This is a genomic window from Crystallibacter permensis (assembly GCF_025960875.1).
In the GTDB taxonomy this organism is placed as follows: Bacteria; Actinomycetota; Actinomycetes; order Actinomycetales; family Micrococcaceae; genus Crystallibacter; species Crystallibacter permensis.
Genome location: NZ_JAODLR010000002.1, coordinates 212,036 through 224,775, shown reverse-complemented (window position 1 = coordinate 224,775; position 12,740 = coordinate 212,036). Strand labels below are relative to the sequence as shown.

Here is a 12,740-nt window from a genome sequence, read left to right as displayed (position 1 = left end):
GTCCACGAAAACAAAGGAGATTCTCGTGTCACAAAAGCTTTCCTGGCGGAAACTGGCGGCTACGTCGGTACTGGTTCCCGCCCTGGCCCTCTCCGCTTGCTCCAGCACTGGCGGACGCGCCCCGGAAGCGGGCAGCGAAGGCGGAGGCGGCGAAGTTGCCAGCACCGAGCGCATGAAGGTCGCGTTGATCACCCATGCTCCGGCGGGCGATACGTTCTGGGACATTGTACGAAAGGGTGCAGAAGAAGCTGCCGCTAAGGACAACATCGAACTGCAATACCTCAACGATGAGGACGGCGGCCGTCAAGCGCAGCTGCTCGAGCAGGCCGTGGACCAGGGGGTGGACGGTATTGCGATCACCCTCGCCAAGCCGGATGCCATGGCCTCGGCGCTGAAGGAGGCGACCGATGCTGGTATCCCCATCGTGTCGCTCAACGCGGGCGAGGACCAGTCAGCCGAACTCGGGGCGTTCACCCACTTCGGTTCCAACGAGAAGCTCGCCGGCGAGACGGTCGGCGAGCGCTTGAAGGAAGAGGGCTACGAGAATCCCATCTGTGTCATCCAGGCTCAGGGCCACGTCGGCTTGGAGAACCGTTGCGCAGGCGTTAAGTCCCAGGTGCCGGGCACAGAGATTCTTTACGTCCAGGGTACGGACATGACGCAGGTCCAGTCCACGGTGACGGCAAAGCTGCAGTCGGCAGCCGACGCCGACGTCATCATCGGCCTAGGTGCCCCCATCACCATGACCATCCTGCAGTCCGCTGCCACGGCTAACAACGACATCAAGGTGGCTTCCTTCGACCTTAACGCCGAACTGGCCCAGAAGATCGTTGACGGCGAGGTCATCTTCACCGTTGACCAGCAGCCGTGGCTGCAGGGTTACGGCGCCGTCGACGCGCTGTGGCAGAACAAGCGCGGAGGATTTGAAATCGGAGGTGGCCAGCCGGTCCTGACCGGTCCGACCGTGATCGACTCCACGAATGCCGAGGAGGTGCTGGCGTTCGCCGAGGAAGGCCTCCGCTAACCCGTTTTGATCAGCCCGGGGCGGCGGTGCTGCCGCCGCCCCGGGCCCACAGAAAGTGACATAGACATGACAAGTACAGCGACTATCAAAGCACCGGTGTCCGACGAACGGGTTGCCATCAAGAGCACGTTGGCCAAGCTTCTCGGCCGCCCTGAGATCGGCGCCCTGGTCGGTGCCGTCGCACTCTTCATCTTCTTTTCCGCTGTGGCACCCGTCTTCCTGCAGCCCGGTTCCATCGCGACGGTACTCTACGGTGCCTCGACCATTGGCATCATGGCGGTGGGCGTGTCCCTGCTGATGATCGGAGGGGAGTTCGACCTCTCCACCGGCGTGGCCGTGATCAGCTCGGCGCTGACTGCGTCGCTGTTCAGCTGGTACTTCTCCATGAACATTTGGGTTGGCGTGCTCCTGGCATTGGCCGTGTCTCTCGGAATCGGCTTTATCAATGGGTGGATCCTGGTCAAAACCAAGCTGCCCTCCTTCATCGTCACCCTGGCGACCTTCTTGATGCTGACCGGCCTGAACCTTGGCCTGACAAGGGCGATCGGCGGAAGTGTTTCCACTCCCTCCATTTCCACCATGGACGGTTTCGAGTCGGCGCACGCCATCTTCGCTTCCTCGGTGAACATTGCCGGCGTCGACGTCAAGATCACCGTCTTCATCTGGATCGCGATGGTGGCCGTGGCCTCCTGGCTGCTGCTGCGCACCAAGGTGGGGAACTGGATTTTTGCTTCCGGCGGCGATGCCAACGCGGCGCGTGCGGTAGGTGTGCCGGTGGTCCGGACCAAGATCGGACTGTTCATGGGGGTGGGCTTCTGCGCCTGGGTGGCCGGCATGCACAACCTTTTCGCCTTCTCCACGGTCCAGTCCGGCGAAGGCATAGGCAACGAATTCCTCTACATCATCGCTGCCGTTATCGGCGGTTGCCTGCTGACCGGTGGTTACGGTTCTGCCATTGGCGGCGCGATTGGCGCCTTCATCTTCGGCATGGCCAACAAGGGCATTGTTTACGCCGATTGGAACCCTGACTGGTTCAAATTCTTCCTGGGTCTGATGCTGCTCCTGGCCACGATCGTCAACCTCGTGGTCAAGCGCCGGGCCGAGCAGAAGTAAACGAACGATACAGGTACGTCCAGGTTGGAGCTAAGGAAATGACAATCATGAAAAACAGGGACATCACCCAGGACACGCTGCTCAAAGGCGAAAAAGACCCCCTGACCAGCACCCCCGTCCACCTGTTGGAACTGGACAAGGTCGGCAAGCATTACGGCAACATCATTGCATTGACCGACGTAACCATGGCGGTGGACGCTGGCCGTGTGACCTGCGTCCTCGGTGACAACGGCGCCGGCAAGTCCACGCTGATCAAGATTATCGCCGGACTGCATAAGCATGATGAGGGAACCTTCTCCATCTTCGGCGAGCCGCGGCACCTGAATTCGCCGAGGGAAGCACTGGATGCGGGCATCGCCGCCGTGTACCAGGACCTCGCCGTCGTGTCCTTGATGCCGATCTGGCGCAATTTCTTCCTCGGCTCCGAGCTGACGACCGGCTTCGGTCCGTTCAAACGGCTGGACGTCGAGACGATGAAGCAGATCACCAAGAAAGAGCTTCAGGAGATGGGCATCGACCTGCGCGACGTGGAGCAGCCCATCGGTCAGCTCTCCGGCGGCGAGCGGCAGTGTGTGGCCATCGCCCGCGCCGTCCATTTCGGGGCCAAGGTCCTGATCCTGGACGAGCCGACCGCCGCACTGGGCGTGAAGCAGTCCGGGGTGGTGCTTCGCTACATCCTGCAGGCACGCGATCGCGGCCTCGGCGTCATCTTCATCACCCATAATCCGCACCACGCGTTCCCCGTGGGCGACCGGTTCTTGCTGCTTAAGCGCGGTAAGTCCATCGGCTACTACAACAAGAAGGACATCACGCTGGAGGAGCTCACGGCCCAGATGGCCGGCGGTGCGGAACTGGCGGAGCTGGCCCACGAACTGGAGTCGCTCGGTGGCCACGGCGACGTCGTCGCAGAGGTCGAGGCCGAGGTCGCGAACACCGAAGCGCACCGCGGCTAAGCACAGTTAGACCAATCTAATCCGCAGTCACCAGGAACCAACAGGAAAGAGGACCATGACCATCCGCACAGGAGTGATTGGCGCCGGCATCATGGGAGCCGATCACGCGCAGAACCTGGCACGGAACATTGGCGGTGCCTCGCTCGCCTGTATCGCAGATATCGATGGCGAACGAGCGCAGGCGGTGGCGTCCACGTTTGGTGCCCGCGCAGTGACCGATCCGCTGGAGCTGATCAAAGCGGACGACGTGGATGCCGTGGTCATCGCGTCCCACGATTCCACGCACGCGGAACTGGTTCAGGCCTGCCTGGATGCCGGCAAGCCTGTGCTCTGCGAGAAACCGCTGGCCCCGACGGCGGCGGAAGCGCGCGAGGTCGTGGAGGCCGAGCGCAGGGTCAGCGGCGAGCACGGAAGGTCCCTGGTCAGCGTGGGCTTCATGCGCCGTTTCGACCCGGGGCACTTGGAGGTCCGCGAGGCCATTGAGGACGGCCGGCTGGGCCAGACGCTGCTGGTGCACGGTGTCAGCCGCAATGTCTCTGCGGCGCCGGGCGCCACGAGCGAGTCCGCCGTCACGAACTCGGCGATCCACGAACTGGACTCCTTCCCGTGGCTGCTGGACAGCCCGATCACGGAGGTGGCCTGGGTACCCGGCATCCTCCCGACATCGAAGGCGGCGGGCGGGTTGCGGGATCCGGCATTCATGATGTTGCGCCTGCGCTCGGGGGTGCTCGCCACGCTGGAGCTGTTCCTCAACGCCGGGCACGGCTACTCGACCCAATGCGAGGTTGTCGGTGAGCACGGCACTGGCCGCTTCCTGGAGCCAGCGTCCGTGGCCTACAACTCGGACCTGAAAAGCTACACGCAGTACCCGCAAGACTGGCGGCCGCGCTTCGCTGAGGCCTACCGACGGCAGCTGCAGGCCTGGATTCACTCCCTGCAGGAGGGGACAGGGTCCCCGCTGGCCAGCGCCGAGGACGGCCTGCGGGCCACTCTGGCTGCCGAGGCCATGGTCCGGTCCATGCACAACGGAGGAGCTTTCACCCCGGTGGGGCAGGCATGAGCCCGACATCAAACGCGCGCTTTCCTGACGCGCTTCCCGGCAGCCGCGTGCCGGACTCCCGGGACGCGCCCCCGCTACGGTGGGGCATCGCCGGACCGGGCTGGATCGGGGAGCGCTTCGCCGCTTCCTTGCAGCAACACACCCGCCAGATTGTGGCCGCCGTCGGTTCACGGTCTCAGGAGCGTTCCGGAGATTTCGCCGGACGGTTCAGCATCCCTGCGGCCTACGGCAGCTACGAGGAGCTGGCCGCTTCGCAGGACGTGGATATTGTCTACGTGGCCACGCCGCACAACCACCACCATTCCGTCGCGCGACTGGCGCTCGAGGCGGGTAAGCATGTCCTGATCGAGAAGCCCATCGGCGTCGACGCCCGGCAGGCCGAGGACATCGCTGGTCTGGCGGCGTCGCGGGGGCTGCTGGCTGCCGAGGCGCTTTGGACGTTCTTCCTGCCAAAGTACGACGTCGTGCGGCAGTTGCTCGAGTCCGGCGCGCTGGGACGGTTGGTCACCGTGCAGGCCGAGTACGGCGAGTACTTCGAGCCAGGCCACCGGATCTTCGACCCGGAGCTGGCTGGCGGGCCGCTGCTGGACCTGGGCACGTATCCGCTAGCGTTCATCTCCTCGGTCCTTGGCGTGCCCGAGACCGTGCACGCCCTCGGGACTCCGCACCCGGCCGGCGTCAACGGCCAGATCTCCGCGGTGATGGACTTCCCCAGTGGTGCGCACGCTGTGCTGAACACCAACCTCTTCGGATTCACACCCACCACGGCCACCATCGTGGGGACTGAAGCAACGCTCACCTTGGACGGACCTTTCAACGTACCCGGCGGTTTCACGGTCCGCACGGCGGATGGGCGGGAACTGCGCTACGGGGAACCGCCCGGTGATCACGTGGCGGGGCTACACTTCCAGGCCGCGGCAGTGGCCCGTGCGGTGGCCGCAGGGAAGCTCGAAGTGGCAGAGCGGCCGCTGGGCGAATCCATCAAAACGATGCGGCTGGCCGACGAACTGCGCGCCCAGCTGGGAATCAGTTTTCCCGACGCGCGGGATAGCGCGGCCGCGGCGGCGCGTACCAACTAGCAGCCCCGACCACCACCAGCAGCCTTATCAACCAGCAAAGGAAACAATGAAGAAGTTACCCCTCGGCCTGGCCGGCGTCGGCCGAATCGGCACCATGCACGCAAAGAACATCTCCGCCCTCAACGAGGGCCTGAGAGAGCAGGGCATTCAGATCCGGCTGCAGATTACCGACGTTGCCGCGGACCACGCGCGCGCGGTGGCCGAATCGGTGGGTGCGGAATTCGTCCCTAGCGTCCGGGAGATGCTCGACGGCGGGGTCGACGGCCTGGTCATCGCCACCGGCACCGCAACCCACCCTGAGCTCATCCGTGGAGGGGTGGATGCGGGCGTGCCGGTTTTCTGCGAGAAGCCGGTGGCCGGCAACGTGGCGGACTCGCAGCCCGTGCTGGAGTACATCCGGGAACACAACGGCGTGGTGCAGATCGGCCACCAGCGCCGCTTCGATGCGGGTTACCTGGAAGCCAAGCGCCGCCTCGATGCGGGGGAGCTAGGTTGGATCCACTCGCTCCGGGCCATCACCGGCGATATGTTTCCGCCGTCTGTGGAATTCCTGGCGACGTCGGGCGGGCTGTTCCGCGACTGTTCGGTGCACGACTTCGACATTCTCCGCTGGCTGACCGGCCGCGAGATCGTGGAGGTGTATGCCCGCGGCTCGAACAACGGAGATCCCGCCATCGGCGCCGTGGGCGACGTGGACACCGCGCTCGCCGTCGTTACTTTCGATGACGGAACGGTGGGCACGGTCTCCGCCACCCGCTACAACGGGGCCGGCCACGACGTGCGGCTCGAAATCCAGGGATCCAAGTCATCCGTGATGGTGGGGCTGGACGAGAAGACTGCGCTGCGGTCGACCGAGGCCGGAGTGGAGTTCCCGCAGGGGGAGACCCACAAGACTTTCGCTGAGCGGTTCGACGCTGCCTACCGGGCCGAGATGCTGGCGTTTCTCGAACTGATCCAGGGCCAGCGGGAAAACCCATGCACGCCCGAGGACGCCGTCGCTGCCTCCAAGGTAGCCGACGCTGCACAGCTGTCCTTGGAGACCGGCATCCCGGTCAAAGTGGAGCTCTGACTCTCCCAGTCACGAGGCCCGGACAAGGCCTCGCGGCCAGGACCCCCGATCGGTGATCGGGGGTCCTGGTTGCGGTACGCCCGGCATGGGCATTTGCTTGGAGGTGGAAGTCCTCTGGAGGAGAAGGTGGTTTAACTCCTAGCCAATGGCAACTGCGTCACCGCGAGGTGGGGTGGGAAGGAAGCCGGAGGCAAATCCCTGCACCGAGGGACACAAATCGCATATAAGGCATTCCGGTCGGGGTAAGGCCGCCGCAGAGGCTGAAGCCCGTTCCACCGAAACGGCCGGGGTGTAAATGCGGCGGGGGCAGGGGGAAAGTAAATGTTCTTATCCGGGGAGGTCTGTCCCGGTGCGCCGGTACCCGTCACGGGTGCTGGAGCGGGTCAGCCTTAAGGGCTGGTCTGACGGGGCAGAAGTCAGCCGAGGCCGTAGTACCGGCGGGAATCGTTATGGTTTGCCGGGAAGGGCCGAACGTTGGGAAATGACATGTTGAACGGGCATTGCTCGTGGACATTACGTTGATCGCAGCCATCCCGCCGTGCGCGGGCCAGAGCAGACGGAGGTATCGGTGAATCCGAAAGGGCCCCTGCCTGAGCGTAGTGATGTCCCGGCGCGTGTCGGTAATACTGTCAGCGGCGGGCAGGACCTGTGGGGACTGGTGTTCTCGCGGGATAACCTGCTGGCCGCGTTACGCCGTGTCGAGGCGAACCGGGGTGCTCCTGGTGCTGACGGACTGCGTACGGACGAGCTCCGTTCGTGGTGCTTAGGACATTGGGCAGGTATCCGAAAACAACTCGATGCGGGCACGTACCGCCCGCAGCCGGTGCGTCAGGTGATGATTCCCAAGCCTGACGGCGGTGAGCGGATGCTGGGCGTGCCGGCCGTGCTGGATCGGTTGATCCAGCAGGCGATCGCGCAGGTGCTCGTCCCGGTCTTTGATCCGGGGTTCGTGCCGGTCTCGTACGGGTTCCGGCCTAACAAGAGCGCCCACAACGCGGTCCGGGTCGCCCGGACCGTGATTGAGCAGGGCTATCGGTGGGTGATTGAGGTTGATCTGGATGCGTTCTTCGACCGGGTTAACCACGACGCTTTGATGGCCCGGGTTGCGCGGAAAGTGAAGGACAAGCGGTTGCTGGGCCTGATCCGCCGTTATCTTGAGGCGGGGATCATGGCAGGTGGTGTGAAGCGGCCGACGGAGGAGGGCACCCCGCAGGGGTCGCCGTTGTCTCCGTTGCTGTCGAACATCATGCTTGATGATTTCGACCAGTTGATGTGGTCGCGCGGCCACCGGTTCGTCCGGTACGCCGACGACATCCGGGTCTTCGTCAGGAGCAAACGCGCCGCGGGAAGGGTGCTGGACCAGTGCACGAAAGTGCTGGAGCAGGACCTGTTGCTGAAGGTGAACCGGGAGAAGTCGAAGATCAGTCCGGCAAAGGCAGCTACGTTGCTGGGCTATGCCTTCTTCTTCACGGCGAAGGGGGTGAAGCTGCGGGTCGCGCCGAAGGCCCTGAAACGGGCCAAGATGCGGATCAAGCAGCTCACGTCCCGGAAGTGGAGTATCTCGATGGGTGAGCGCATCACGCTGTTGAACCGCTATATCCGGGGCTGGATGGGGTATTTCCGTCTGGCCGATACGCCGCGGAAGTTCGCGGATCTGGATGAGTGGTTCAGGCGGCGGATGCGCCAGATCCGGTGGAAGGAATGGAAGCGACCGCGTACCCGCGTGGCTAACCTGCGAAAGCTCGGCATCTCTGCGCGCAACGCGTATGAATGGGGCATGAGCAGCAAGGGCTACTGGCGGATCGCCGGATCGGCTGTCCTCCAACGGAGCCTCACCAACGAATACTGGGAAACCTCGGGTTTGCTGTTCCTTCACGACGCCTGGCGTCGCTACAGGACAACCTGACGAACCGCCGTATGCGAGGCCCGCACCTACGGTGGTGTGAGAGGAGGGCCGGGAAACCCGGCCCTCCTACTCGATCTGCTGCTAACCGGTGGAGATTCCAGCACCGAAAGGAACCGAGCGCCGTAGCGTGAACGCTTCACGGAAGCGTGCCAGGGCCAGCTCGCTGTCGGATTCGGCCCACGCCTCCATCCCTACCGTCCCCTTGTACCCGATCTCGTCCAGCGCGCGGGCAATGGCAGGGAAATGGATCTCTCCAGTGCCCGGTTCGCAGCGCCCCGGAACGTCCGCTACCTGGATCTCGCCAATGTGCGGCAGAGCGCGGCCGAGCAGGTCGATCAGGTTCCCTTCGCCGATCTGCGCGTGATAAATATCGAGCATCATCTTCACATTGGGGTGCTTAATCGCCTCGACGAGGGCCAGCGTGTCCTTGGCCCTGGCGAGCGGAATACCCGGGTGGTCAATAATGGTGTTGAGGTTCTCGAGCGCGAATGTGACGCCGTGCTCCGCGCCGAGCTCGCCCAGCTTTTCAAGAGTCCGCAGTCCCGTGAGCCACATCTGGCCGGTAGCGCGGAAGGCCGGACGTGCAGCCTGCCCGTTGATCAGCTCCGCCGGGTGGACCACCATGCGGCTGACGCCCAGTTCCAGTGCCGTGGGAATGAGCTCGGCGGCCGTGCGGAGGACATCGGGCGCGGTGTCCGGATCGATGACGCTGCCAGCCGAGTAGCCGGTCATCGAGGAGAACTTGGCGCCGGTGGCGACGAGCTGTTCGACGTCGTGCTTGCGGGTATCCCATAGCTCGACGTCGAAGCCAGCGTCGGCGATCCGGCGGACACGTTCCTCGATGGGCAGGTCCAGGAAAACCATCTCTGCGCAGACAGCCAGGCGGATGTCGACTGGGCCCCGGCTCGGCGCGGCCTGCTCGCTCATCGGGCGTCCGCCGGAAGTGCGCCGGCCGGGACGGCGGCGGGGAGAACATCGGCGACGTTCACGGGGGCACCGGTCTCGACTGATTGGATGCAAGCCAGGGCGAGGGCTAGGGCCGCACGGGCATCGGCGCCGCCGGGTGCGGCAAGCTCAGGAGCGGGCGTGCCGTCGCGCCGGCTTCGGATGACCTCCGCGAAGTGGGCGATTTCCGCGGTGTAGGCCTCGTGGAACAGCTCTACGTTCAGACGCGGGGTTTCGCCGCCGAAGCCGTGCGCGGTGTAGCTTGTGGCTGATGTCTCGTGCAGCGAACCGGCCTGGACCATGCCGGCCGACCCGAATACCTCGCCGCGTACGTCGTAGCCGTATAGGGCGCTGAAGTTTGCTTCGGCGACGGCGATCGCTCCATTGCTGTAGCGGATGGTGACGACGGCGGTATCCAGATAGCCCGCATCCTTGAGGGAAGGTTCCACCAGCGCATCGGCCATCACATGGACCTGCTCCGGGACGCCTCCTTGGTTGAACCAGTTGAGAGTGTCGAAGTCGTGAATCAGCGTCTCGAGAAAAATGGTCCACTGCGGGGTCCGATCCGCGTTTAGGATGGCGTCCGTCGTGTTGGGATCGCGGGTAAGCGAACGTAGCAGGCGTGGCTCGCCCACTGTTCCGGCGTCGATGGTGCGCTTGGCAGCCGCGAAATCCGCCGCGAATCGGCGGTTGAAGCCGATCTGGAGCTCGACGCCGGCCTCGTCTACGGCGGCCAGCGCCTCGTCCAACTCTTCGAGGGTTCGGGCGGCCGGCTTCTCGCAGAACACATGCTTACCGGCGGCAGCGGCTGCTGCGATCAGGGACGAGTGGAAGCGGGCCGGTGCTGCGATGATGACGCCGTCGATGTCCGGATCGGCAAACAGGTCGGCTGGATGGGCAGTCACCTTTGCGACGCCGAGCCGGTCCGCCAGTTCGGTGGCGGGTCCAAGGGCAGGATCGGCGATCGCCTCGAGGCGGGTTCCGCCGATCCGGGTGGCGGCGCTTTCGGCATGGAAAGCTCCCATCCAGCCGGAACCGATCAGGGCAAGCCTGATGGGGTATGCCGAGATTGGGCTGCGCTCAACGTAGGCCATGGATGCTCCTTCAGCGAGGTTGTCCGGCGGCAAAGGCACGGACTAGAACGATCTAGTTAATGGGACGAGTCCACTGTGGCATACGTGGACAGCACTGTCTAGATCGTTCTAGTATCAATTTTGGGTCGAGGAAGAACTGAAACGGCGGCTGGAAAAGCCAGCTGATGTATCGGACGGGAACGCAGGCCGAAAACGAAGGAGCATGGTGCAAGTAACGTCTGAGGGCACACCAGGACGCAGGACCACCCTGGCGGACGTCGCCGCGGCGGCCGGAGTTTCGCGAGCGTTGGCTTCGATCGTGATGCGCGGCGCCGAAGGTGCCGGCGAGGCCACCCGCCGCCGCGTGCTCGAGGTGGCCAGCGAGCTCGGCTACCGTCCGGATTCCCGGGCGCGCCTGCTGCGTAGCAGCCGGACCAGGCTGCTTGGCGTCACCTTCACACTCTCCGAGCCGTTCCACGGCGAGGTGGTCGAGTCCATTTATGCCGCGGCAGAGGCGGCCGGTTTCGACGTGACACTCAGCGCTGTCGGCCCGCGACGGCCGGAATCCCGCGCACTGGAGTCGCTGCTGGACGCGGGCATTGAGGCCGCGCTGATGATCTCGCCGTCCTCCGCCCCGGAGGAATTGGCTGCCTATGCCCGTCAGGTGCCGGTGGTCAGCCTCCTCAGCCCGACGTCGGCTGAAGGTGTTGACGTAGTCCGCAGCGACGACGGCGCTGGCGTTCGTGCGGCCGTGGAACATCTGGTGTCGCTGGGGCATCGCAATATTGTGCACATTGATGGTGCCGGCGCAGTGGCCGCTGAGGAACGCAGCGCCGCCTACCGGTTGACCATGCAGGAGTACGGGCTCTCGGCCAATATCCGGGTGCTCCATGGCGGAGCCCACGAAGAAGACGGGCTGCGCGCGGGTGGCGAATTGGTGGCCGGTTCGGTCCCTGACGCCGTAGTGGCCTTCAACGACCGGTGTGCACTGGGCGTGCTCGAGGCGGTCCGACGAGCGGGACTGAATGTTCCTGAGGACCTCTCTGTAGCCGGGTACGACGACAGTCAGCTTGCCCGCCTCAGCCACGTGCAGTTGACCAGCGTCAGCCAGGACGCGCCGCGGTTGGCTGAAGCCGCCGTCGGGTGCGCGGCCGCGCGGCTGGCCTCCAAGGAGCCCGCCGGCCTGGTCCACCAGCCACAACTGGTGGTCCGGGCTACTACAGGCCCCGCTCCCGCCGCGTCTAGCGTCCGCTGACAGCGGGCGTCGCCGTCGTCGTAATCCTGGTGAGGTCTCGGGAGACGGGTACCGCCAGGAGGAGAGCCGCCGCGCACAGTCCCGCCAGGAGGAAGAAGCCGGCGTCGAACGAGCCAAGCGCATCTTTCGCCGACCCGAGCAGGTACAGCGAGAACAGGGCGCCGATGTTCGCCCAAAAATTAGAGAAGCCACTTATCGTGCCCGCAAATTCGCGTCCCAGTGCGCGGACAGGAATGTCGAAAAGCGGACCGAAGTAGATCTGGACCAGGAATTGGTTGACGGCCACCAGGACCAGCAGGGCAGCGGGGGACTGGGCCTGCACGATCAGCAGCAACGTTCCGCCGATCAGCACCAGTGCTGTGGAGATGACCGCCACGGGACGGTTGAAACGGTCCGCGATGTAGCCGCCGAGGAAGTTTGCCGGGGCAGAAAGCAGAGCGCCCGCGGCGAGCACCAGCCCTGCGGCCTGCAGCGACATGCCCTTGTCCGCGACCAGATACGTTGGCAGCCACATCGCCGTTCCGCCGGTGACAGCCAAGCGCACGAATTGGATACCTGCGCAGAGCCACAGGATGCGCTCGCGCATGATGGCCGCGAGCTCGTGGAGCCGGACGGGCCGGCTGTCCTGCCCGGTGCCAGGTGCCTCCGGCGTCTTCCAGAACAGGACCAGGAACAGCAGGCCCAACGCGGCAAAGATGAGGAATAGATTTCGCCAGCCAAGCGGGCCCACCAAGACCGGACCGAGGGTGTTCAGGAAGATGTTGGAGGTGAAACCCAGTGCCACGAACAGTCCCATTGCGGTTGCGCGGCGCTCGGGCGGGAACTGGCGTGACATCAGCACCATGCCTGGCGCGAACATAAGTGACCGGAATACCCCTGATACTGCCTGGTCCAGGAGTAGCCAGCCAAATGTCGGCAGCAATGCAAAACCTAGGGCTGTCAGGTTCACCCCGAGGGTGCCGATCAGGAATACCCGCTTGGCGCCGAACCGGTCCGCGAGATATCCCGCGGGAATCTGCATCGCCGCATAAGTGGCCGTGGTCGCAATGGCGAACAAACCGGACTCGGTAAAGGTCAGTCCAAGTTCCGTCCGGATCAGCGGAAGGAACAGCGCGATGCCTGCGTATGCCAAGGACTGGGAGCTTTGGCAGAGCACGATCAAACCGGCGATAAAACCGCGGGAACTTCTCATCGGACCAGTGTTGCAGGTCCGCCGTGTGGTGAAACATGTTGCAGGTAATGCTGAGTCGCAGATTGGCTTGC

At 64.5% G+C, this 12,740-nt stretch carries 11 protein-coding genes; 8 read left to right on the top strand and 3 right to left on the bottom strand.

What is annotated here, in order from left to right; genetic code table 11:
* Positions 1 to 25 precede the first annotated feature (25 nt).
* From B0G38_RS03400 to ltrA, 7 genes are all read left to right on the top strand, one after another.
* Positions 26 to 1,024 carry a substrate-binding domain-containing protein gene (locus B0G38_RS03400; RefSeq protein WP_264668145.1) on the top strand — a complete coding sequence of 333 codons (999 nt, stop codon included), beginning with the start codon at positions 26 to 28 and terminating at the stop codon, positions 1,022 to 1,024.
* A gap of 66 nt (positions 1,025 to 1,090) precedes the next feature.
* Positions 1,091 to 2,137: an ABC transporter permease gene (locus tag B0G38_RS03395; protein ID WP_264668144.1), complete on the top strand. Its 1,047-nt coding sequence runs from the start codon at positions 1,091 to 1,093 to the stop codon at positions 2,135 to 2,137.
* Positions 2,138 to 2,175: 38 nt separating this feature from the next.
* Complete coding sequence (locus B0G38_RS03390; RefSeq protein WP_413542019.1) at positions 2,176 to 3,090, top strand: ATP-binding cassette domain-containing protein; 915 nt, start codon at positions 2,176 to 2,178, stop codon at positions 3,088 to 3,090.
* A gap of 55 nt (positions 3,091 to 3,145) precedes the next feature.
* Positions 3,146 to 4,150, top strand: a complete 1,005-nt coding sequence (locus B0G38_RS03385) for a Gfo/Idh/MocA family protein (RefSeq protein ID WP_264668143.1) — start codon at positions 3,146 to 3,148, stop codon at positions 4,148 to 4,150.
* The gene (locus B0G38_RS03380) at positions 4,147 to 5,229 is read left to right on the top strand and encodes a Gfo/Idh/MocA family protein (protein WP_264668142.1); all 1,083 of its coding nucleotides are present in this window, start codon (positions 4,147 to 4,149) and stop codon (positions 5,227 to 5,229) included. The genes B0G38_RS03385 and B0G38_RS03380 overlap by 4 nt, the downstream gene beginning before the upstream one ends.
* A gap of 46 nt (positions 5,230 to 5,275) precedes the next feature.
* Positions 5,276 to 6,298: a Gfo/Idh/MocA family oxidoreductase gene (locus B0G38_RS03375; protein ID WP_264668141.1), complete on the top strand. Its 1,023-nt coding sequence runs from the start codon at positions 5,276 to 5,278 to the stop codon at positions 6,296 to 6,298.
* A 568-nt stretch (positions 6,299 to 6,866) separates the two neighbouring features.
* On the top strand, positions 6,867 to 8,204 hold the full coding sequence (gene ltrA, locus B0G38_RS03370) for a group II intron reverse transcriptase/maturase (RefSeq protein ID WP_264668140.1): 1,338 nt from the start codon (positions 6,867 to 6,869) through the stop codon (positions 8,202 to 8,204).
* Positions 8,205 to 8,285: 81 nt separating this feature from the next.
* On the opposite strand, the gene B0G38_RS03365 is transcribed toward ltrA, so the two are convergent.
* Complete coding sequence (locus B0G38_RS03365) at positions 8,286 to 9,131, bottom strand: TIM barrel protein (RefSeq protein ID WP_264668139.1); 846 nt, start codon at positions 9,129 to 9,131, stop codon at positions 8,286 to 8,288.
* Complete coding sequence (locus B0G38_RS03360) at positions 9,128 to 10,243, bottom strand: Gfo/Idh/MocA family oxidoreductase (RefSeq protein WP_264668138.1); 1,116 nt, start codon at positions 10,241 to 10,243, stop codon at positions 9,128 to 9,130. The genes B0G38_RS03365 and B0G38_RS03360 overlap by 4 nt, the downstream gene beginning before the upstream one ends.
* Before the next feature lie 202 nt (positions 10,244 to 10,445).
* Between B0G38_RS03360 and B0G38_RS03355 the strand changes: the two genes are divergently transcribed.
* Positions 10,446 to 11,477, top strand: a complete 1,032-nt coding sequence (locus B0G38_RS03355; protein ID WP_264668137.1) for a LacI family DNA-binding transcriptional regulator — start codon at positions 10,446 to 10,448, stop codon at positions 11,475 to 11,477.
* On the opposite strand, the gene B0G38_RS03350 is transcribed toward B0G38_RS03355, so the two are convergent.
* Positions 11,464 to 12,669, bottom strand: coding sequence for an MFS transporter (locus B0G38_RS03350; protein ID WP_264668136.1), 1,206 nt, complete (start codon positions 12,667 to 12,669; stop codon positions 11,464 to 11,466). The genes B0G38_RS03355 and B0G38_RS03350 overlap by 14 nt on opposite strands.
* Positions 12,670 to 12,740: the final 71 nt, after the last annotated feature.

Excerpts from the sequence above, each read along its gene's own strand:
- B0G38_RS03365 (WP_264668139.1), bottom strand. The coding sequence starts at position 9,131 with ATGAGCGAGCAGGCCGCGCCGAGCCGGGGCCCAGTCGACATCCGCCTG.
- B0G38_RS03360 (WP_264668138.1), bottom strand. The coding sequence starts at position 10,243 with ATGGCCTACGTTGAGCGCAGCCCAATCTCGGCATACCCCATCAGGCTT.
- B0G38_RS03395 (WP_264668144.1), top strand. The coding sequence starts at position 1,091 with ATGACAAGTACAGCGACTATCAAAGCACCGGTGTCCGACGAACGGGTT.
- B0G38_RS03390 (WP_413542019.1), top strand. The coding sequence starts at position 2,176 with ATGACAATCATGAAAAACAGGGACATCACCCAGGACACGCTGCTCAAA.
- B0G38_RS03375 (WP_264668141.1), top strand. The coding sequence starts at position 5,276 with ATGAAGAAGTTACCCCTCGGCCTGGCCGGCGTCGGCCGAATCGGCACC.
- B0G38_RS03355 (WP_264668137.1), top strand. The coding sequence starts at position 10,446 with ATGGTGCAAGTAACGTCTGAGGGCACACCAGGACGCAGGACCACCCTG.
- B0G38_RS03385 (WP_264668143.1), top strand. The coding sequence starts at position 3,146 with ATGACCATCCGCACAGGAGTGATTGGCGCCGGCATCATGGGAGCCGAT.
- B0G38_RS03350 (WP_264668136.1), bottom strand. The coding sequence starts at position 12,669 with ATGAGAAGTTCCCGCGGTTTTATCGCCGGTTTGATCGTGCTCTGCCAA.
- B0G38_RS03380 (WP_264668142.1), top strand. The coding sequence starts at position 4,147 with ATGAGCCCGACATCAAACGCGCGCTTTCCTGACGCGCTTCCCGGCAGC.